Annotated in this window: 18 protein-coding genes and 6 pseudogenes; 22 read left to right on the forward strand and 2 right to left on the reverse strand. The window is 44.1% G+C overall.

Annotation, left to right across the window (positions count from 1 at the left end; genetic code table 11):
* Positions 1 to 6: 6 nt before the first annotated feature.
* Together dnaN and dnaA are read right to left on the reverse strand one after the other, a co-directional pair.
* The gene (gene dnaN, locus AC0L66_RS00890) at positions 7 to 1,107 is read right to left on the reverse strand and encodes a DNA polymerase III subunit beta (protein WP_473568098.1); all 1,101 of its coding nucleotides are present in this window, start codon (positions 1,105 to 1,107) and stop codon (positions 7 to 9) included.
* 86 nt (positions 1,108 to 1,193) lie between these two features.
* Positions 1,194 to 2,601 (reverse strand): annotated as a pseudogene (dnaA, locus tag AC0L66_RS00895) (chromosomal replication initiator protein DnaA).
* Positions 2,602 to 2,991: 390 nt separating this feature from the next.
* On the opposite strand from dnaA, the gene AC0L66_RS00900 reads away from it, so the two are divergent.
* The 22 genes and pseudogenes from AC0L66_RS00900 (at position 2,992) to AC0L66_RS01005 (ending at position 21,531) form a co-directional block, all read left to right on the forward strand.
* Positions 2,992 to 3,756: an amino acid ABC transporter substrate-binding protein gene (locus AC0L66_RS00900; RefSeq protein WP_265676800.1), complete on the forward strand. Its 765-nt coding sequence runs from the start codon at positions 2,992 to 2,994 to the stop codon at positions 3,754 to 3,756.
* Positions 3,757 to 3,827: 71 nt separating this feature from the next.
* Positions 3,828 to 4,499 (forward strand): amino acid ABC transporter permease, encoded by a 672-nt coding sequence (locus tag AC0L66_RS00905; RefSeq protein ID WP_250619306.1) that lies wholly within the window; start codon positions 3,828 to 3,830, stop codon positions 4,497 to 4,499.
* Positions 4,496 to 5,233 carry an amino acid ABC transporter ATP-binding protein gene (locus tag AC0L66_RS00910; RefSeq protein ID WP_473568100.1) on the forward strand — a complete coding sequence of 246 codons (738 nt, stop codon included), beginning with the start codon at positions 4,496 to 4,498 and terminating at the stop codon, positions 5,231 to 5,233. The genes AC0L66_RS00905 and AC0L66_RS00910 overlap by 4 nt, the downstream gene beginning before the upstream one ends.
* 207 nt (positions 5,234 to 5,440) lie before the next feature.
* Positions 5,441 to 5,578 carry a 50S ribosomal protein L34 gene (gene rpmH / locus AC0L66_RS00915; RefSeq protein ID WP_102470009.1) on the forward strand — a complete coding sequence of 46 codons (138 nt, stop codon included), beginning with the start codon at positions 5,441 to 5,443 and terminating at the stop codon, positions 5,576 to 5,578.
* On the forward strand, positions 5,579 to 5,947 hold the full coding sequence (gene rnpA / locus AC0L66_RS00920) for a ribonuclease P protein component (protein ID WP_473568101.1): 369 nt from the start codon (positions 5,579 to 5,581) through the stop codon (positions 5,945 to 5,947).
* Positions 5,914 to 6,171 (forward strand): membrane protein insertion efficiency factor YidD, encoded by a 258-nt coding sequence (yidD, locus tag AC0L66_RS00925; protein WP_265676797.1) that lies wholly within the window; start codon positions 5,914 to 5,916, stop codon positions 6,169 to 6,171. The genes rnpA and yidD overlap by 34 nt, the downstream gene beginning before the upstream one ends.
* 2 nt (positions 6,172 to 6,173) lie before the next feature.
* Positions 6,174 to 7,794, forward strand: a pseudogene (gene yidC, locus AC0L66_RS00930) (membrane protein insertase YidC).
* A gap of 101 nt (positions 7,795 to 7,895) precedes the next feature.
* A pseudogene (gene mnmE / locus AC0L66_RS00935) lies at positions 7,896 to 9,258 on the forward strand (tRNA uridine-5-carboxymethylaminomethyl(34) synthesis GTPase MnmE).
* A 10-nt stretch (positions 9,259 to 9,268) separates the two neighbouring features.
* Positions 9,269 to 9,706 carry an FMN-binding protein MioC gene (mioC, locus tag AC0L66_RS00940; protein WP_265676794.1) on the forward strand — a complete coding sequence of 146 codons (438 nt, stop codon included), beginning with the start codon at positions 9,269 to 9,271 and terminating at the stop codon, positions 9,704 to 9,706.
* A gap of 457 nt (positions 9,707 to 10,163) precedes the next feature.
* A pseudogene (mnmG, locus tag AC0L66_RS00945) lies at positions 10,164 to 12,061 on the forward strand (tRNA uridine-5-carboxymethylaminomethyl(34) synthesis enzyme MnmG).
* The gene (rsmG, locus tag AC0L66_RS00950) at positions 12,058 to 12,690 is read left to right on the forward strand and encodes a 16S rRNA (guanine(527)-N(7))-methyltransferase RsmG (RefSeq protein WP_473568103.1); all 633 of its coding nucleotides are present in this window, start codon (positions 12,058 to 12,060) and stop codon (positions 12,688 to 12,690) included. The pseudogene mnmG and the gene rsmG overlap by 4 nt, the downstream one beginning before the upstream one ends.
* A gap of 13 nt (positions 12,691 to 12,703) precedes the next feature.
* Entirely contained in the window at positions 12,704 to 13,477 is a 774-nt protein-coding gene (locus AC0L66_RS00955; RefSeq protein ID WP_265676791.1) for a ParA family protein, read from the forward strand.
* Positions 13,478 to 13,498: 21 nt separating this feature from the next.
* Complete coding sequence (locus AC0L66_RS00960; protein ID WP_265676790.1) at positions 13,499 to 14,380, forward strand: ParB/RepB/Spo0J family partition protein; 882 nt, start codon at positions 13,499 to 13,501, stop codon at positions 14,378 to 14,380.
* A gap of 189 nt (positions 14,381 to 14,569) precedes the next feature.
* Positions 14,570 to 14,959, forward strand: coding sequence for a F0F1 ATP synthase subunit I (locus AC0L66_RS00965; protein ID WP_102470062.1), 390 nt, complete (start codon positions 14,570 to 14,572; stop codon positions 14,957 to 14,959).
* Positions 14,960 to 14,967: 8 nt separating this feature from the next.
* Positions 14,968 to 15,771: a F0F1 ATP synthase subunit A gene (gene atpB, locus AC0L66_RS00970; RefSeq protein ID WP_250619295.1), complete on the forward strand. Its 804-nt coding sequence runs from the start codon at positions 14,968 to 14,970 to the stop codon at positions 15,769 to 15,771.
* Between the two features lie 63 nt (positions 15,772 to 15,834).
* Positions 15,835 to 16,089 (forward strand): F0F1 ATP synthase subunit C, encoded by a 255-nt coding sequence (gene atpE / locus AC0L66_RS00975; protein WP_102470019.1) that lies wholly within the window; start codon positions 15,835 to 15,837, stop codon positions 16,087 to 16,089.
* Between the two features lie 80 nt (positions 16,090 to 16,169).
* The gene (gene atpF / locus AC0L66_RS00980; protein ID WP_250619294.1) at positions 16,170 to 16,640 is read left to right on the forward strand and encodes a F0F1 ATP synthase subunit B; all 471 of its coding nucleotides are present in this window, start codon (positions 16,170 to 16,172) and stop codon (positions 16,638 to 16,640) included.
* Positions 16,641 to 16,654: 14 nt separating this feature from the next.
* Complete coding sequence (atpH, locus tag AC0L66_RS00985; protein WP_265676789.1) at positions 16,655 to 17,188, forward strand: F0F1 ATP synthase subunit delta; 534 nt, start codon at positions 16,655 to 16,657, stop codon at positions 17,186 to 17,188.
* Between the two features lie 13 nt (positions 17,189 to 17,201).
* Positions 17,202 to 18,744, forward strand: a pseudogene (atpA, locus tag AC0L66_RS00990) (F0F1 ATP synthase subunit alpha).
* Between the two features lie 60 nt (positions 18,745 to 18,804).
* Complete coding sequence (gene atpG / locus AC0L66_RS00995) at positions 18,805 to 19,653, forward strand: F0F1 ATP synthase subunit gamma (RefSeq protein WP_473569162.1); 849 nt, start codon at positions 18,805 to 18,807, stop codon at positions 19,651 to 19,653.
* A gap of 34 nt (positions 19,654 to 19,687) precedes the next feature.
* Entirely contained in the window at positions 19,688 to 21,091 is a 1,404-nt protein-coding gene (gene atpD / locus AC0L66_RS01000; RefSeq protein ID WP_265676786.1) for a F0F1 ATP synthase subunit beta, read from the forward strand.
* 18 nt (positions 21,092 to 21,109) lie between these two features.
* Positions 21,110 to 21,531, forward strand: a pseudogene (locus tag AC0L66_RS01005) (F0F1 ATP synthase subunit epsilon).
* The last annotated feature ends 84 nt before the right edge of the window (positions 21,532 to 21,615 follow it).

Consider the following 21,615-nt stretch of genomic DNA (forward strand, 5'->3'; position numbering starts at 1 on the left):
CTCATATTAGAGACGGATTGGCATCACCACATACATGGCGCTTTCATCTTCACTATTTTCAATAAGCGCACTGGCGTTCGCATTAGACATCGAAATGCGTACCTGATTACAACGTAAACTGTTCAATACGTCCAAAACATAAGAAACATTGAAACCAATTTCTAGCGCATCACCTTCAAAGTTCACGTCTAGCATTTCTTCCGCTTCTTCTTGCTCTGGGTTATTCGCAGTAATTCGCATTTCACTGCCATCGAGGTTCACTCGAACACCACGGAATTTTTCATTCGACAAAATCGCAGCGCGAGAGAAGGCCTGACGTAGTTCACCACAATCTGCTTCTAGCGTTTTATCGGTATTTTGCGGTAATACTCGACGATAGTCAGGGAAGCGACCATCCACTAACTTAGACGTGAAGATAAAGTTGTTCACTTCTGCTCGAATGTTAGAGCTGCCAATTTGTAATGTCACTGGTTGCTCTGGCGCATCTAACAATTTAGACAGCTCTTGCACCCCTTTTCTAGGCACAATAATTTGTTGGTTCTCAAAGCTACCTTCTAAGGTAACAGTCGCGACCGCCATGCGGTGGCCATCAGTCGCCACAGAACGCAAAGTATTATCATCGAGCTCAAATAGCATACCGTTAAGGTAATAACGAACGTCTTGGTTCGCCATTGAGAATTGTGTTTTCTCTATCAAAGATTTCATTTCAGCCTGAGTCACCGTCACGGCGACCTCTTGTTGCCAATCTTCAATATTAGGAAAATCACTTGCTTGTAATGTCGTTAATGAAAAACGACTACGACCAGAGCGCAACTGAACACGATCACCTTCCAGCACAATGGTGATCATGGCATCATCAGGCAAACCGCGACAGATATCGAGAAACTTTCGTGAAGGCACGGTCACACTGCCCGCTTCAAAATCACTTTCCAGCGTTACTTTACTGATCAGTTCAACTTCGAGATCAGTCGCGGTGATAGAAAGCACACCATCGGATACTTTTAGTAGTAAGTTACCCAAAATAGGCAAAGTTGGTCTACCACCCAACGCGCCAGAGACTTGCTGTAGCGGCTTAAGAAGGTGATTACGCTCGATAGTAAATTTCATAGATAACTCTTCGCAAAGATGGCAATCCATGCCACTTAGATTCGAAATATAATAGATTGATGCTAATTATAGTGATTCTGACACTATTAGGAAGAAAGCGTGCGAATTAAGTTGGAGTAGTCTTCCTTAATATCGTGACTTTCTTCTCTGAGCTGGGCTATTTTACGACATGCATGAAGCACTGTGGTATGGTCACGACCACCAAACGCATCACCAATTTCAGGCAAGCTGTGGTTGGTGAGTTCTTTCGCAAGCGCCATCGCCAGCTGACGAGGACGCGCTACAGAGCGTGAACGACGCTTAGAAAGCAAATCCGCGACTTTAATTTTGTAATATTCTGCGACCGTTTTTTGAATATTATCGATGGTCACTAATTTTTCTTGTAAAGCCAGCAAGTCGCGTAACGCTTCACGAACAAAATCAATGGTGATAGGACGACCGGTAGAAATTCGCGTTCGCGATGACACGGTTAAGTGCCCCTTCCAGCTCACGCACATTTGAACGAAGACGCTTAGCAATAAAGAAGGCTACTTCATCAGCGAGATGAATTTGATGATCTTCTGCCTTTTTCATTAAAATCGCGACGCGAGTTTCTAATTCAGGAGGCTCTATGGCAACCGTCAGCCCCCAGCCAAAACGAGATTTAAGGCGATCTTCAACACCATTAATTTCTTTTGGATAGCGATCAGAGGTCAAAATAATCTGCTGGTTACCTTCAAGCAAAGCATTAAAGGTGTGAAAGAACTCTTCTTGAGAGCGTTCTTTGTTAGCAAAGAACTGAATATCATCGATAAGCAACGCATCAACACTACGGTAATAACGCTTAAACTCTTCAATCGCGTTGTTTTGTAGCGCTTTCACCATATCTTGCACAAAGCGTTCAGAGTGCATGTAAATCACTTTCGCATTGGGCTTATTATCGATAATAGCGTTACCAACGGCATGCAATAAGTGCGTTTTACCTAAGCCTGTACCGCCATATAAGAATAACGGGTTGTAGGCCGCTCCGGGATTATCCGCCACTTGGCGAGCAGCCGCTAAACCTAATTGGTTCGACTTACCTTCCACGAAGTTATTGAACTTATGCTTAATATTAACGTTGGAACGGTGATTGATGTCCGCTACTTCCACTTCATTATCCCACGTCTTATGCACTGGCTGTCTTGCTTGTAATCTTGCTGGTGCTGAAGATTCTGCTGCGACATCGGCCGCGCTCTTCACGGGTTTAGGTGGGGGCGGTGCCGATACTCGTCGGCTACCCACTTCAAGACGCAGGCTTGGGACATCGTTACCACAATATTCTTGCAGTAAGCGGTTAATACTATTGAGATAACGATCTCGAACCCAATCGAGTACAAAGCGATTCGGCGCAAATAGAGTTAGGGTATTGTCATTAAGCTCAGCTTGCAGTGGTCTTACCCACATGCTGAATTCGGTAGCTGGTAGCTCTTCTTGTAGTTGTTGCATGCATTGCAACCAAAGCGAAGATGACACGTTGCGCTCACTCTATTATTGAATTGGGGAAAGACTGCTAATTTTACCTGTTGATAACCAAGATCGCCAGCAAATGATCTCGCTTACGGTGAATAAGATCGAAGTTATTCACAATTTTTATGGCCATTTTACTTGGATCCACACAATTTGCCCTTATTTTACTCACACAGTCATACACAAAATGGCGATCTACTCACAATTACCACGATTGATCTAACTTGTGTATAGATCAGTGATTAATCTGTCACCGAATGATGGCAACTGATCAAAGCAGTGGTGAAAGCTTCATCATTCAACCGCGAGTTTGTTATGGTTAATAACAACTAGTTATTTAACTTATCGACAAGTTTGCCAGTAACATTCCTCCCTATAAACATAAGGAGTAGTAAAATGAAAAACTGGATTAAAGGCGCATTAACAGCCTTAGCACTTTCTGCAACCGTATCTCAAGCAGCATATGCTGCAGTCGCACAAGACGTGAAAGTGGGTATGTCTGGTCGCTACTTCCCATTTACGTTTGTGAAACAAGACAAACTACAAGGTTTTGAAGTCGATTTATGGGACGAGATTGGACGTCGTAATGACTACAATGTCGAATACGTGACGGCGAGCTTTTCAGGCCTGTTTGGGTTACTTGAAACGGGACGAATTGATACGATTTCAAATCAAATAACCATTACTGACGAGCGTAAAGCAAAATATCTCTTCGCTGACCCTTATGTCATCGATGGCGCGCAAATTACCGTCCGTAAAGGCAATGACAGTATTCAAGGTATTGATGACCTCGCCGGAAAAAATGTCGCGGTGAACTTAGGTTCGAACTTTGAACAGTTGCTGCGTCACTACGATAAAGATGGCAAAATCAATATCAAAACCTATGACACCGGTATTGAACATGATGTCGCACTGGGTCGCTCTGATGCATTTGTTATGGATCGCTTATCTGCCCTTGAACTGATTAAAAAGACAGGTCTTCCACTGCAGTTAGCTGGCGAACCATTTGAAACCATTGAAAACGCGTGGCCATTTGTTAATAACGACAAAGGCCAAAAATTACAGCAAGAGGTTAACACAGCACTAGCTGCAATGCGTGCAGACGGCACTTTAGCCGATATTTCTGAAAAGTGGTTTGGTGCTGATATCACTAAAAAGTAAGTGAACACTATGCATACGCCCACTACTCTTATCAGTAGTGGGCGTTTATTTTTCTAAGTTTTGGATGCGTTATGGGATTTGATTTTCAATACATGCTCGATCTATTGCCAATACTATTTAAGTACCTTGGAACCACAATGGAGATGGCAATATGGGGGCTGTTTTTCTCACTGATCCTATCAGTGATATTAGCCAATATTCGAGTATTCAAAATCCCGGTATTGGACCAGCTCAGCCAACTGTATATTAGCTTCTTCCGTGGCACGCCGCTGCTAGTGCAACTCTTTCTGCTCTATTACGGGTTACCGCAAGTTTTTCCGTGGATGGTAGGATTGAATGCCTTTAGCGCTGCGGTTATTGGTCTTACCTTGCACTTCGCCGCCTATATGGCAGAAAGTATTCGAGCCGCCATTATTGGTATTGATCGCAGTCAGATGGAAGCCAGTCTGTCTGTCGGCATGACGAAAAGTCAGGCCATGCGCCGTATTATTTTACCGCAAGCGACACGAGTCGCACTGCCATCATTAATGAACTACTTCATTGATATGATCAAATCGACATCACTTGCTTTTACCCTTGGTGTCGCCGAAATCATGGCCAAAGCTCAAATGGAAGCTTCTTCAAGCTTTCGATTTTTTGAAGCGTTTTTAGCCGTCGCTCTTATTTATTGGGGAGTTGTGTTAGTGCTCACTCGCGTTCAAGTATGGGCGGAACAAAGATTGAATAAGGCGTACCAACGATGATCAAATTACATAATATTCATAAACGCTTTGGGGATACCGAGGTCTTGAAAGGCATCGATATCGATATAAAACAAGGCGAAATCGTGGTGGTCATTGGTTCAAGTGGTACCGTAGAATCCACGCTGCTTCGTTGTGTTAATTTCCTCGAAGAAGCCAACCAAGGCACAATCTCTATTGATGATGTGACGGTTGATTGCCAAAATCACACCAAAGCAGAAGTATTGGCACTGCGCAGAAAAACAGGCTTTGTGTTCCAAAACTACGCCTTATTTGCCCATATGACGGCAAAACAAAACATTGCTGAAGGTTTAATTACCGTAAAAGGCTGGAAAAAGCCGCAAGCATTGGCACGAGCTCAACAGATTCTTGATGATATCGGTCTAGGGGACAAAGCGCAGCAATACCCAGCGTCACTTTCTGGTGGTCAACAACAACGAGTTGGAATTGGACGCGCCATGGCTCTGCAACCTGAATTATTGCTATTTGATGAGCCAACTTCCGCTCTTGATCCTGAATGGGTCGGTGAAGTATTAAATTTAATGAAAAAATTAGCCACGCAACATCAAACCATGTTAGTGGTTACTCACGAAATGCAATTTGCCCGCGAAGTCGCTGATAAAGTGATCTTTATGGCCAATGGTCACATCGTGGAACAAGGTCCACCAGAGCAAATTTTTAACGATCCACAGGATATACAGTTAAAAAAGTTCCTAAATCAGGTCGGGATCGAATAAGGATCCTTGCGCTCTGGCTCACAAAACGTATAATCCGCCGACCGGAATTGAAATTGAACTGATTATTGACTCTTTGAGCCACAGTGATTACAATTCCGCCTCTTTGTTGAGAGGCGTCGGATTTCCTCTTTATTTATAGAGAAGGGTATTTCTCCCACGCCGGGTTCAACGAGAACCTAAAACTACTGATCAGTAAAGGTAATAACCATGTCTAAACGCACTTTTCAACCTTCAGTTCTAAAGCGCAAGCGTACTCACGGCTTCCGTGCACGCATGGCGACTAAGAACGGTCGTAAAACAATTAATGCACGTCGTGCAAAAGGCCGTGCGCGTCTTTCAAAATAATTGACTATTTTGAATAAGAAGCACGCCTTTATTCGGGAGTTACGTTTGTTAACTCCCGAGCATTATCAAAACGTATTTAAGCAAGCTCATCGAGCTTACTCCCCTCATTTCACCATCATTGCTCGTAAAAACTCTCTTTCACACCCACGTCTCGGTCTTGCGGTTCCTAAAAAGCAGATAAAAACAGCTGTCGCTAGAAATCACTTTAAACGACTTACTCGTGAAAGCTTTCGTAACAAACAACATGAACTTCCAAACAAAGATTTTGTTGTTATTGCAAAGAAGAGCGCACAAACTCTTAGCAATGATGAAATGTTCCAACTTCTCGATAAACTATGGCATCGCCTGTCTCGCCCTTCGCGTGGTTAGCAATCGGACTTGTCTATCTTTATAGATGGACCATTAGTCCCCTAATCGGACCTCGCTGTCGGTTTACCCCAACTTGCTCCCGTTACGCTATAGAAGCCTTACAAGCTCACGGTTTTGTAAAAGGGTGTTGGCTATCTGGCAAACGTCTATTAAGATGTCATCCTTTGAATGAAGGGGGATACGACCCCATTCCACCAGTCCAAAAACAAGACAGAGATAAATAACGATGGATTCTCAACGTAATATTCTGTTAATCGGCTTGGCGTTAGTTTCTTTTTTGCTATTTAACCAATGGCAATCGTACAAGAATCCAGCACCAGTACCGACACAACAGGCTCAAGGTAGTACCCTACCTGCACCATCTTTCGCTGATGAACATGATCCAGCTCCTGGTCATACTTCAGCTGCAGAGAAAATCATCACAGTGAAAACTGATGTGCTAACGCTTGGCATCAATACGATCGGTGGCGATGTAGTAACAGCAGATCTTAACGAATACGCGATTGAGCAAGATTCAGCAGACCCTTTTGAACTTCTTAAAGATTCACAAGGTCATCAGTTTATTGCACAAAGTGGTCTTGTTGGCCCTCAAGGTATTGATTTAAGCAGTACCGACCGTCCGGCTTACCAAGTTTCAACAGAAAACTTGACGCTACAAGATGGTCAGGATGAACTTCGTATCCCTATGACGTTTACTGCGAATGGCATTAACTATGTTAAAACCTTCGTTCTTAAGCGTGGCAGCTATGCCGTTGATGTTGAATACAACATCGACAACCAATCTGGGCAAAACGCGACGTTTGGTATGTACGCTCACCTGAGACAAAATGTTCAGGATAAGGGCGGCAGCATCACGATGCCAACTTATAATGGCGGTGCTTACTCAACTCAAGACACGCGTTATAAAAAATACAGCTTTGAAGACATGCAAGATCGCAACCTGTCTCTTAACCTGACTGATGGTCAAGGTTGGGCAGCAATGATCCAACACTACTTTGCAGCCGCATGGATCCCACGCGAAGCACCGGGTACCAATCTCTATACCCGTGTTATTGGCAACCTTGCTGATATTGGTGTTCGCATGCCAAATCAGACCATTGGTAATGGCCAAACCGCTGAACTTAAAGCGACGCTTTGGGCGGGTCCTAAGCTACAAGACCAAATGGCCGCTACAGCGCCAAACCTTGACCTTGTAGTGGATTACGGTTGGTTATGGTTTATTGCAAAACCACTTCACACGCTATTGTCGTTTATTCAAGGCATTGTCGTGAACTGGGGTCTAGCGATTATCTGTTTAACCTTCATCGTACGTGGTGCTATGTACCCACTGACGAAGGCTCAATACACATCGATGGCAAAAATGCGCATGCTACAGCCTAAGCTGCAAGCAATGCGTGAACGTATTGGTGATGACCGCCAACGTATGAGCCAAGAAATGATGGAACTGTATAAGAAAGAGAAAGTGAACCCACTGGGTGGCTGTCTTCCAATTATCTTACAAATGCCAATCTTCATTTCGCTTTATTGGGCACTCATGGAATCTGTTGAACTGCGTCACTCGCCATTCTTTGGCTGGATCACTGACCTTTCAGCACAAGACCCTTACTACATCCTTCCATTATTGATGGGTGCGAGTATGTTCTTGATTCAAAAAATGAGCCCAACAACTGTGACGGATCCAATGCAGCAGAAGATCATGACCTTTATGCCTAGTTATGTTTACTTTCTTCTTCCTTTGGTTCCCATCTGGCCTAGTTCTATACTGGTTGGTTTCAAACATCGTGACTCTGATTCAACAAACTCTAATCTACCGAGCGTTGGAAAAGAAAGGATTGCACTCTAAGTAATCCAAAACGAGTAAATAACAATAAAAGGCGACCTTAAGGGTCGCCTTTTTTAGTCTCCATGATTACAATTTGGCTAACGTATTGCGATTAAGGCAAACCCCATGACAACAGACACTATTGTGGCACAAGCCACCGCACCTGGCCGTGGTGGCGTCGGTATTATCCGCGTCTCAGGCCCTGCGGCATCTCAGGTTGCGCTTGCCGTCACCGGACGTGAACTTAAACCGCGTTATGCAGAATACCTTGCCTTTAAATCTGACGATGATTCAGAAATTGACCAAGGCATCGCCCTGTATTTCCCAAACCCACATTCCTTTACGGGTGAAGATGTCCTAGAACTGCAGGGCCATGGTGGCCCGGTGGTCATGGATATGCTGATTAAGCGTATTTTGCTTATTCCAGGCGTTCGTCCAGCACGACCGGGAGAATTTTCCGAACGTGCCTTCATGAACGACAAAATGGATTTAACACAAGCAGAAGCGATTGCCGATCTTATTGATGCCAGTTCAGAAGAGGCGGCAAAATCGGCGCTTCAATCACTGCAAGGTGAATTCTCTAAACGTATACACGTGCTGGTGGAATCCCTAATTTACCTACGAATCTACGTAGAAGCCGCCATTGACTTTCCCGAAGAAGAAATTGACTTCTTAGCCGACGGTAAGGTCTCTAATGACTTACAGTCGATAATCGATAACCTTGAAGCCGTTAGAAAAGAGGCCAACCAGGGATCGATCATGCGTGAAGGCATGAAGGTCGTCATAGCCTAGTCGTCCAAATGCAGGTAAATCAAGCCTACTCAATGCCTTATCCGGTAAAGAGTCTGCCATCGTAACGGATATCGCAGGCACTACGCGAGATGTACTACGTGAGCATATCCACATTGATGGCATGCCACTGCATATAATCGATACCGCAGGTCTACGCGAAGCATCCGACGAAGTAGAAAAAATAGGCATTGAACGTGCTTGGGAAGAAATTAATCAAGCTGATCGTGTTCTCTTTATGGTTGATGGCACCACGACAGATGCCACGGATCCAAAAGAAATATGGCCTGATTTTATGGATCGTCTTCCAGAATCTATTGGCATCACCGTAATTCGCAATAAGGTGGATGAAACCAATGAGGCGCTTGGCATTTGTCACGTCAATGCACCAACACTGATTCGCCTATCGGCACGAACCGTTGAAGGTATCGATGCCCTTCGCGAACATTTAAAGTCTATCATGGGCTTTTCTGGTGCGAATGAAGGCGGCTTTATGGCTCGAAGACGCCACCTTGATGCATTGGAGCGTGCTGCCGAACACCTCAGTATTGGCCAACAACAGCTTGAAGGCTACATGGCAGGAGAAATTTTAGCAGAAGAGCTAAGAATAACTCAGCAGCATCTCAATGAAATTACGGGTGAGTTTAGCTCTGATGATCTACTAGGTCGTATTTTCTCATCGTTTTGTATCGGTAAATAAAGGAATGAGCATGATTCATATCATTACAGGTAGCACACTAGGTGGTGCGGAGTATGTGGGTGACCATCTAAGCGATCTACTCATAGAGCAAGGGTTCACCACAACAATTCATAATCAACCTCAACTCGCAGACATTGAAGCCGATGGTATCTGGTTCATAATCACCTCTACTCACGGTGCGGGCGATTATCCAGATAACATTCAACCGTTCATTGCAGACCTACAAAACACCCCACCCCGAATGTCGACAGTAAAATATGCCGTCATTGCGATTGGTGACTCAAGCTACGATACATTTTGTGCCGCAGGAAAACATGCCTTCGATCTTCTCGAAGACATAGGCGCAACACCAATCGCAGAAGGCCTAGAGATAGACATTCTTAATGATCAAGTCCCGGAGGATGCCGCTGAAGCTTGGCTTAACGAAAACATCAGCAAATTCCAATAAAGAAAAAGCGGCGAAAGCCGCTTTTTTTACAATTGTGCATAACTTCCCTCTAAATTTCCTTCCCAGAAACTAAAAAAATCACCAATCTTATGTGGATAAGTCATGCTATTTCCAGTGTAAAAGCTATATTTATCCAAATAGTAACTTTTTCTTGTTTTGCCCCCTGTGCATAAGTAGCCTTTTTGATCCCAGCTAATACAAGATTAGATCAAAGCAAGATCACAAGAACTGATCATAAAAAGATCCATGGTTTTGTTGATCATTTTTTAGTTATCCACAGAAATGGTCGATCCTAATAATAGATCTAATAAAAGATCATATATATAGATCCCTATTTAATAGTTCTTTTTAACAAGATCCAAAAGTTGCGAAAAGCGATGTTCTCGCTACAAGAAAAGCGGTAGAATACGTCTCCTTTTGGTTAGTCCATTTTGTCGATTGAATACGAGGTCGGTTCATGCTTTATCACGAAACATTTGATGTCATCATAGTCGGTGGCGGACATGCAGGAACGGAAGCCGCACTCGCATCTGCCCGCACCGGGCAAAAAACACTTTTACTGACACACAACATTGATACGTTGGGACAGATGTCATGTAACCCAGCAATAGGTGGTATTGGTAAGGGTCATCTGGTTAAAGAAGTCGATGCTCTGGGTGGTTTGATGGCCAAGGCAATCGATCATTCTGGTATTCAATTTCGAACATTAAACGCCTCTAAAGGACCAGCAGTAAGAGCAACACGAGCTCAAGCGGATCGAGCCCTATACAAGGCTTATGTTCGTAATGTGCTTGAGAACACACCTAACCTAACGTTATTTCAGCAATCTGTGGATGATTTGATCGTAGATAATGATCAAATTCGCGGCGTGGTGACAGAGATGGGTTTGAAGTTCCATGCACAAGCTGTCGTGTTAACGGTAGGGACATTCCTTGGCGGAAAGATCCATATTGGAATGGAAAGTTCATCTGGTGGACGTATGGGCGATCAACCGTCTATCGCGCTTGCGCATCGACTGCGTGATTTACCATTTAGAGTCGATCGTCTAAAAACAGGTACACCACCTCGTATCGATGCACGCAGTGTCGACTTCTCTGTGCTAGAAGCTCAACATGGCGACAATCCAACACCGGCTTTTTCTTTTGTTGGTAAGCGTGAACAGCATCCAACTCAAATCCCGTGTTTTATTACTCACACCAATGAGCAAACTCATGATGTGATTCGAGCAAACCTCGATCGTAGCCCAATGTATGCCTAGGTGTAATTGAAGGCATTGGTCCTCGATACTGTCCATCGATCGAAGACAAAGTCATGCGCTTTGCTGATAAAAATAGCCATCAGATATTTATTGAACCTGAAGGCCTAACAACACACGAATTATACCCAAATGGAATTTCGACCAGTCTTCCATTTGATGTACAGATCCAAATTGTTCGTTCCATGAAAGGGTTCGAAAATGCCCATATCGTTCGTCCTGGGTATGCGATTGAATATGATTTCTTTGATCCACGCGATTTGAAGCAAACGTATGAAACAAAATTTATCCAAGGCTTGTTCTTTGCCGGACAAATTAATGGAACAACTGGTTATGAGGAAGCCGCGGCCCAAGGGTTGATGGCTGGCTTAAACGCGAGTTTGTTCAGCCAAGGAAAAGAAGGGTGGAGCCCACGTCGTGATCAAGCCTACATGGGCGTATTGATTGATGATTTATCGACGATGGGAACGAAAGAACCTTATCGAATGTTTACTTCTCGTGCAGAGTATCGTTTGCTGCTGCGTGAAGATAATGCTGATATGCGATTAACAGAACAAGCGAGAACACTTGGGCTGATTGATGATCACCGTTGGCAACGTTTTAACGAAAAAATGGACAATCTAACGGCTGAGCGTCAACGCCTAAAAGAAACGTGGGTTAATCCAAAGTCGGACGGTATCGATGCGCTAAACGCATTGTTGAAAACCCCAATTTCTCGCGAAGCAAGCGGTGAAGATCTATTAAGACGTCCAGAGATCACTTATCAAACGCTGACTTCTTTGGATGCATTTTCACCTGCGATCGAAGATCAACAGGCGGCTGAGCAAGTTGAGATACAAGTAAAATACGAAGGTTATATTCAAAGGCAGCAAGACGAAATTGCCAAAGCAATGCGTCATGAAAATACCGCGATTCCTGAAAATATTCGTTATAGCGATGTAAGCGGTTTATCCAATGAGGTGGTCGCTAAATTGACAGAAGCTAAACCAGAAACGGTGGGCATTGCTTCTCGTATTTCCGGTATTACCCCTGCGGCTATTTCGATTATTCTTGTTTACCTCAAGAAGCAAGGTTTACTTAAAAAAGGTGAAGCAGCGTGAGCGCTCTACGAGAAAAATTAGATCTATTACTGTCAGAGACGTCACTGCAAGTGTCTGATCTTCAAAAAGAGCAGCTCGTCGGGTATGTTGAGTTGCTGCATAAGTGGAATAAGGCCTATAACCTGACTTCCGTTAGAAACCCTGAAGATATGTTAGTGAAACATATTCTTGATAGCATTGTGGTTGGTGAGCATATTATCGGTGAGCGGTTTATTGATGTGGGGACGGGGCCTGGTTTACCTGGGATTCCGTTGGCCATAATGCATCCAAATAAAACCTTTGTATTACTGGATAGCTTGGGAAAACGAATTCGTTTCATTAAGCAAGTTGTTCATGAGCTAGGCATTGAGAACGTTACGGCTGTTCAGTCTCGCGTTGAAGAATTTGACCCTAAAGGTGGATTTGATGGCGTCTTAAGTCGAGCTTTTGCATCGATGACAGATATGGTGAATTGGTGTAAACATTTACCCAAAGAATCAACAGGATGCTTCTACGCACTGAAAGGTCAGGTTCATGAACAAGAAGTTTCTGACTTACCTGAGTGGTGTTCTGTGACCGATATCAAACCTTTGCAAGTTCCTGAGTTGGAAGGTGACCGTCATCTTGTAATCTTGTCCAAACAGGGATGATGGAGAAGTTGTCGTGGGAAAAATTGTCGCTATCGCCAACCAGAAAGGTGGCGTAGGAAAAACAACTACATGTATTAATTTGGCGGCATCAATGGCTGCGACTAAACGTAAGGTTTTGGTGATCGATTTAGATCCTCAAGGCAATGCGACAATGGCCAGTGGCGTCGACAAGTATCAAATCGAAACAACTGCTTACGATTTGCTGGTTGATGAGCTTCCTTTTGAACAAGTAGTCTGTACGCACACATCTGGCCAGTATGATTTGATTGCGGCTAATGGTGATGTAACTGCTGCTGAAATCAAACTAATGGAAGTGTTTGCACGCGAAGTTCGCTTAAAACATGCTCTTGCGCCAATCCGCGATAACTATGATTTCATCTTTATCGATTGTCCTCCCTCTCTCAACCTACTTACAATTAACGCGATGGCTGCTGCAGATTCTGTATTAGTGCCAATGCAATGTGAGTATTTTGCATTAGAAGGACTTACGGCGTTAATGGATACCATTAGCAAATTGGCGGCAGTCGTGAATGATAATCTCAAAATCGAAGGCTTACTCCGAACCATGTACGACCCTCGCAATCGACTTTCGAATGAGGTGTCTGATCAGTTAAAGAAACATTTTGGTGACAAAGTTTACCGAACTGTCATTCCTAGGAATGTTCGTCTAGCAGAAGCACCGAGTCATGGTAAACCAGCAATGTATTACGATAAGTACTCTGCTGGTGCCAAGGCTTATCTTGCCCTTGCAGGTGAGATGCTTCGACGCGAAGAAACACTGGTATAACACTCTTAAGGAATTGATTGAATGTCTAAACGTGGTTTAGGAAAAGGACTCGATGCACTGCTGTCAACGAGCTCTATGGCAAGAGAGAAGCAGCAGGTTGCCACTCATAGCCAATCGCTTTCTTCGGACGGTGACTTAACCGATTTATCGATTAATAGCTTACGTCCAGGTGTCTATCAGCCTCGTAAGGATATGGCTCCTGAGGCGCTTGAAGAACTGTCTGCGTCAATCCAATCTCAAGGTATTATCCAGCCTATCGTGGTTCGACAGGTTGATCATGAGCAATATGAGATAATTGCAGGTGAGAGACGTTGGCGCGCAGCAAGACAAGCAGGCTTAAAACAGGTTCCGTGCATTATTAAAAATGTACAAGATAAAGCGGCCATTGCGATGGCGTTGATAGAAAATATTCAACGTGAAGACTTAAACGCCATCGAAGAAGCCCAAGCGTTAGAGCGCCTACAAGACGAATTTGAACTCACGCATCAGCAAGTTGCCGACGTGATTGGAAAGTCGCGAACCGCGGTGAGTAACTTACTTCGTCTTAATCAGCTTGAGTTGCCTGTTAAGGCGCTTGTCGAAAATAAAAAGATAGATATGGGACACGCAAGAGCATTACTTGCTCTTGAGGGTGAGCTTCAATGTGATATCGCCGCCAGCGTAGCTAAGAAGAGTCTCACAGTCCGTCAGACCGAAGATTTAGTGAAAAAGTGCTTAAAACCGAACTCTTCTGATAAAAAACAGTCAGAAGATAGCGCAGCACAAGAAATTTCACTGCGTTTGAGTGAAAAGTTAGGGGCTAAAGTATCTTTAACTCGAAATGCAAGCGGAAAAGCAAAACTTACTATAAGTCTTGATGAGGCTCACAAATTAGAGCAACTTATTGCCAAGCTTGAAAGCTAAATGAGATAATTGATGTAGGTCAATTATCTATAAATTGATTTTTTGTGCGAAAGTTATGGTTTTGTGAATAAAAGTGCACCTTTTTGATGTGCTTTGATTGCAAATACTTTGGTGAAACGTATAATTTTCGCAAATCTCTTTGCACAGTAGTAATAGGTGCGTAGTGGATATAAACAAAGGTAAGAATACATGGTAGCAGTGCTAGCTAAACCAGGACGAGAGCTCGCAAAGCGATTGTTGCTGATTCAAGTGTGCGCGGTTACGTTTGTAGCTGTTGGAATGACAGTTGCCGTAAATGCTGAGTGGGGAATTTCAGCGCTAATTGGAGGTGGCATTTTTGTTATCGCCAATGCAACATTTGCGTTTTGTGCATTTCTGTTTAGTGGGGCTCGTGCTGCTCAAAAGGTAGCCGCGTCGTTCTATGCAGGAGCTGCATTGAAAATCCTCATTACGGCGGCTCTATTTTCAATCGCTTACATGTATATTCAGGTGGAAGTACTTCCCTTGAATTTCACATTTTTACTGGCTCTCTTAATTAACCTTATGGCGCCAGTAATTGTCGTTAACAACAAAAAATAGGATGAGTTATGGCTGCGCCAGGTGAAGCGCTTACATCGGCCGGATACATCTCTCACCACTTAACTAACCTTTCTTTAGGAAGTTTAGGTCTAGTGGAGGAGACGAGTTTCTGGAACGTACATATCGATAGCCTGTTTTTTTCTGTGTTGACTGGTCTTATATTCCTAGGAGTATTTCGTTCAGTTGCTAAGAAAGCAACAGCTGGTGTGCCGGGCAAGCTGCAGTGTTTTGTTGAAATGGTCGTTGAATTCGTTGACGAAAACGTCAAAGAAACGTTTCATGGACGCAATGCATTAATAGCCCCCTTAGCACTAACTATCTTCTGTTGGGTATTTTTAATGAACGTCATGGATTTAGTTCCAATTGACTTCATTCCTTACTCTGCAGAGCAGATAGGCATCCCTTATATGAAAGTGGTTCCTTCTGCAGATGTTAATATCACCATGGCTATGGCGTTAGGTGTTTTTGCTCTGATGATTTACTACAGCATCAAAGTGAAAGGACCAGTAACGTTCATCAAGGAGTTGACACTCCACCCATTTAACAATCCAATCATGATTCCATTTAACATGCTTATCGAGGTTGTGTCTTTGCTTTCGAAGCCACTATCACTAGGTATGCGTTTGTTTGGTAACATGTTTGCGGGTGAAGTTGTCTTTATTCTTTGTGCTGCAATGCTACCGTGGTATTTACAATGGATGGGCTCATTACCATGGGCAATATTCCATATTCTAGTTATTTTGATCCAAGCTTTCGTGTTCATGATGTTAACAATTGTTTATCTATCAATGGCTCACGAAGACGATCACTAATTATTTAATTAACGCTTTTTATTTGGGCAACTTTAAGCCAACAACTATAAATTGGAGATAGTAATGGAAACTTTACTGAGCTTTTCTGCAATCGCCGTAGGTATCATGATCGGTATGGCAGCATTTGGTACGGCGATCGGCTTCGGTCTTTTAGGTGGTAAATTCCTTGAGGGCGCAGCTCGTCAACCTGAAATGGCTCCGATGCTTCAAGTTAAGATGTTTATCATCGCTGGTCTACTTGATGCGGTTCCTATGATCGGTGTGGTTATCGCACTGCTATTCACATTCGCGAACCCATTCGTTGGTCAGCTAGGTTAATCAGCTTTTCTCTGACAGGTTTTGGACTTGTCATCTGATTAATTTTAGCTAATCAATGAAATATTAGAGGGGTAGCTGTTGTGAATATGAACGCAACTCTGCTAGGTCAAGCAATCTCATTTGCTATGTTTGTTTGGTTCTGCATGAAATATGTATGGCCACCAATCATGAATGCGATTGAAGAACGTCAGAAAAAAATTGCTGACGGTCTTATGGCAGCTGAACGAGCTGCAAAGGACTTGGATCTAGCACAAGCCAACGCTTCTGACCAAATGAAAGAAGCGAAGCGCACTGCAACTGAGATCATTGAGCAGGCAAACAAGCGTAAAGCACAAATTGTTGACGAAGCACGTGAAGAAGCTCTGACTGAACGTCAGAACATCCTAACGCAAGCGGAAGCAGAAATTGAAGCTGAACGTAACCGTGCCCGCGATGAGCTGCGCAAACAAGTTGCAACTCTGGCTGTAGCTGGTGCTGAGAAAATCCTTGAGCGTAGTATCGATAAAGATGCGCAAAAAGATATTCTTGATAACATTACTGCAAAACTTTAAAGCGAGGGGCGCCCATGTCTGAACTGACAACAATTGCACGCCCCTATGCTAAAGCAGCTTTTGACTTTGCGGTTGAAAAGAACGCATTAGACCAGTGGGTCGACATGCTAACTTTCGCCGCGGAAATCGCCAGCAATGAAAATATCGCAGACCTGCTTTCAGGTTCTGTGACTGCAGATAAAATTGCAGAGATTTTCATTACGGTTGGCGGTGAACAGTTTGATGCTTTTGGTCATAACTTAATAAAAGTAATGGCTGAAAATGGTCGATTAGCGGTATTGCCTACCGTGTTAGTTGAGTTTGTTGCGCTGAAAAAACAGCACGAGAAACTCATCGATGTAGACGTCATGTCTGCAAGCGAGCTAACCGATGAGCAAATTGCTGAGATCAGTAGCAAACTTGAAACACGCTTTGAGCGTAAAGTTAAGCTGAATTGCAGTGTAGATGAGACCCTACTTGGTGGGGTTATTATTCGAGCCGGAGATCTTGTAATTGATAACTCAGCACGCGGTCGTTTGAACCGCCTGAGTGATGCAATGCAGTCTTGATGGGGATTGGAGCATGCAACTTAATTCCACAGAAATAAGCGACCTAATCAAGCAGCGTATCGAATCTTTCGATGTTGTGAGTGAAGCTCGTAATGAAGGTACAATCGTTTCGGTAAGCGACGGTATCATTCGCATTCACGGCCTAGCGGACGTGATGCAAGGTGAAATGATTGAATTACCGGGTGGCCGTTATGCACTCGCACTTAACCTCGAGCGTGACTCGGTTGGTGCAGTTGTAATGGGACCATATGCCGACCTTAGAGAAGGCATGAAAGTAACAGGTACTGGTCGTATTCTTGAAGTACCAGTTGGTCCTGAAATGCTTGGTCGTGTAGTAAACACACTAGGTGAGCCTATTGATGGCAAAGGCCCAATTGAAGCTAAGCTTACTTCACCAGTAGAAGTGATTGCACCTGGTGTAATCGACCGTAAATCGGTAGATCAACCAGTACAAACCTGACTATAAGTCTGTCGACTCAATGATCCCAATCGGTCGTGGTCAACGTGAACTTATCATCGGTGACCGTCAGATTGGTAAAACAGCACTGGCGATCGACTCAATCATTAACCAGAAAGATTCTGGTATCTTCTCTATCTACGTAGCGATTGGCCAAAAGGCATCAACAATTGCCAACGTAGTGCGTAAACTGGAAGAGCATGGTGCACTAGCGAATACTATCGTTGTTGTTGCATCAGCTTCTGAATCTGCTGCACTGCAATACCTAGCACCATATGCTGGTTGTGCAATGGGTGAATACTTCCGTGATCGTGGTGAAGATGCACTAATTGTTTATGATGACTTGTCTAAGCAAGCGGTAGCTTACCGTCAGATCTCTCTACTATTGAAGCGTCCACCTGGCCGTGAGGCTTTCCCTGGTGACGTATTCTACCTTCACTCTCGTCTTCTAGAGCGTGCAGCTCGTGTAAGCGAAGAGTACGTAGAGCGTTTCACTAATGGTGAAGTAAAAGGTAAGACTGGTTCTTTAACTGCTCTTCCTATTATCGAAACTCAAGCTGGTGACGTATCTGCATTCGTACCGACGAACGTAATCTCGATTACTGATGGTCAAATCTTCCTACAAACTGAAGCATTCAACTCGGGCGTACGCCCAGCGGTTGACCCTGGTATTTCAGTATCTCGTGTAGGTGGTGCAGCTCAGACTAAGATTATCAAGAAGCTATCTGGTGGTATTCGTACTGCACTAGCGGCTTATCGTGAGCTAGCAGCGTTTGCTCAGTTCTCATCGGATCTAGACGAAGCGACCAAGCGTCAGCTAAGTCATGGTCAGAAAGTGACTGAGTTGATGAAGCAGAAGCAATACGCTCCTATGTCAGTATTTGACCAAGCGCTTGTGATCTTTGCGGCGGAACGTGGTTACTTAGAAGATGTAGCAATCAATAAGATTCTAGACTTCGAAGCAGCTTTACTATCGTACGCTCAAATCCAGTATGCTGATCTTATTAAAGAGATCAACACAACGGGTGCTTACAACAAAGAAATCGAAGCTCAGTTGAAAAAGCTGACGGACGATTTCAAAGCAACCCAGACTTGGTAATTAGTGGGTGACCTTTAGGTCACCACTTATGGAGAGTAACGATGGCTTGACGCAAAAGAGATACGTAATAAAATCGGTAGTGTGAAGAGCACTCAGAAAATTACGAAAGCGATGGAAATGGTAGCAGCTTCAAAAATGCGTCGTTCGCAAGACTCGCGTGAAGCTTCTCGTCCATACGCTGAAACTATGCGTAAAGTGATCGGTCATTTGGCAAATGCAAATCTAGAGTACCAACATCCGTACCTAGAAGAGCGTGAAGCCAAGCGTGTTGGTTACGTCATTGTTTCTACCGACCGAGGCTTATGTGGCGGTTTGAACATTAACTTGTTCAAGAAGACTGTCCTTGAGCTTAAGGATTGGAAAGAAAAAGGTGCTGAAATTGAGTTGGCTGTTATCGGCTCAAAAGCAACGGCATTTTTTAATAATAGCGGCGCTAAAGTAGCGGCACAGGTTTCTGGTTTAGGCGATAGCCCAAGCTTAGAAGACCTTATCGGTACAGTTGGCGTTATGCTAAAGAAATATGACGACGGCGAATTGGATCGCCTGTACGTAGTGTATAACCACTTTGTGAACACTATGGTACAGGAACCAACGATCGATCAATTGCTACCTTTGCCTAAATCAGAAAGCGAAGAAATGCAGCGCAATCATTCTTGGGGTTACATTTATGAGCCTGAGCCAAAACCATTACTAGATGCACTATTGCTTCGTTATATCGAATCTCAAGTGTATCAGGGTGTGGTAGAGAACCTTGCTTGTGAGCAAGCGGCTCGAATGATTGCAATGAAAGCTGCAACAGATAACGCGAGCAACCTGATTGATGATTTAGAACTTGTGTACAACAAAGCGCGTCAAGCGGCTATTACACAAGAGCTATCAGAAATCGTTTCAGGTGCGGCTGCAGTTTAAGCTTAGGTAAAACGAAATAGATAGAGGATTAACGATGGCTACAGGTAAGATCGTACAGATCATCGGTGCGGTAGTCGACGTAGAGTTCCCACAGAGCGATGTACCTAGTATATACGACGCTCTAAACGTTACAGAATCTAAAGAGCGTCTCGTTCTTGAAGTTCAACAACAACTAGGCGGTGGCGTAGTTCGTTGTATCGTAATGGGTAGCTCTGATGGTTTACGTCGTGGTTTGACAGTAGAAAACACTGGCGCTCCAATCTCAGTACCAGTAGGTACTAAGACTCTTGGTCGTATCATGAATGTTCTTGGTGATGCGATTGATGAGTGTGGTGAGATCGGTGCGGAAGAAAGTTATGCGATTCACCGTGAAGCGCCAAGCTATGAAGAGCAATCTAGCGAGACATCTCTTCTAGAAACAGGTGTTAAAGTAATCGACTTGATTTGCCCATTCGCTAAGGGTGGTAAAATTGGTCTATTCGGTGGTGCTGGTGTAGGTAAGACCGTCAACATGATGGAACTTATTAACAACATCGCACTACAACACTCTGGTTTGTCTGTATTCGCAGGTGTTGGTGAGCGTACTCGTGAAGGTAACGATTTCTACTTTGAGATGCAGGAAGCTGGCGTTGTAAACGTTAAAAACCCTGAAGAATCAAAAGTAGCAATGGTTTACGGTCAGATGAACGAGCCACCGGGCAACCGTCTACGTGTTGCACTGACTGGTCTAACGATGGCAGAACGTTTCCGTGACGAAGGTCGTGACGTACTACTGTTCATCGATAACATCTACCGTTATACCCTAGCGGGAACAGAGGTATCGGCACTTCTAGGTCGTATGCCATCTGCGGTAGGTTACCAGCCAACTCTTGCAGAAGAGATGGGTGTACTACAGGAGCGTATCACGTCAACTAAGTCAGGATCGATTACGTCGATTCAAGCGGTATACGTACCTGCGGATGACTTGACGGATCCATCTCCAGCAACGACGTTCGCGCACTTGGATGCAACGGTTACACTAAACCGTAGTATTGCTGCAATGGGTCTATACCCTGCGATCGACCCACTGGATTCTACATCTCGTCAACTTGATCCACTTGTAGTAGGTCAAGAGCACTATGATGTGGCTCGTGGTGTTCAGCAAACGCTTCAGCGCTATAAAGAGCTGAAAGATATCATTGCGATTCTAGGTATGGATGAGCTGTCTGAAGAAGATAAGCAACTTGTATCTCGTGCTCGTAAGATTGAACGTTTCCTAACTCAGCCTTATCACGTAGCTGAAGTATTTACTGGCGACCCTGGCATCTATGTATCTCTTAAAGAGACACTACGTGGCTTTAAAGGTCTACTAGCTGGTGACTACGACGACATTCCAGAGCAAGCGTTTATGTACTGCGGTACTATCGACGATGCTATCGAGAATGCTAAGAAGCTATAAGGCTAAATAGGAGGCGATATGGCAGCAATAACCTTTCACCTAGACGTAGTAAGTGCTGAGAAAAAGCTTTTTCAGGTCTTGTTGAGACGTTTCAGGTGTCCGGTAGCGAAGGTGAACTTGGTATTTTCCATGGTCACACACCGCTGCTGACCGCTATTCAGCCTGGTATGGTGCGTATCGTTAAACAGCACGGCCACGAAGAGTTCATTTATGTCTCGGGTGGTATTGTTGAAGTTCAGCCTGGTACAGCGACTGTACTGGCTGATACAGCAATTCGTGCTGAAGAGCTAGACGCAGCAAAGGCAGAAGAAGCCAAACGCAAAGCTGAAGAGAATATTTCGAATCAGCATGGCGACATGGACTTCGCGCAAGCGGCCAGTGAACTGGCTAAAGCCATTGCTCAGCTTCGAGTAATTGAGCTGACAAAAAAACGTCGCTAATCTCGATTAGCAGCGATGAGAAAGGCGGCCTTATGGTCGCCTTTTTGCTTTCTGTCGATCATTTGTCTATTTAAAGAAAAAATA

The organism is Vibrio sp. GJ43-1, assembly GCF_055808835.1.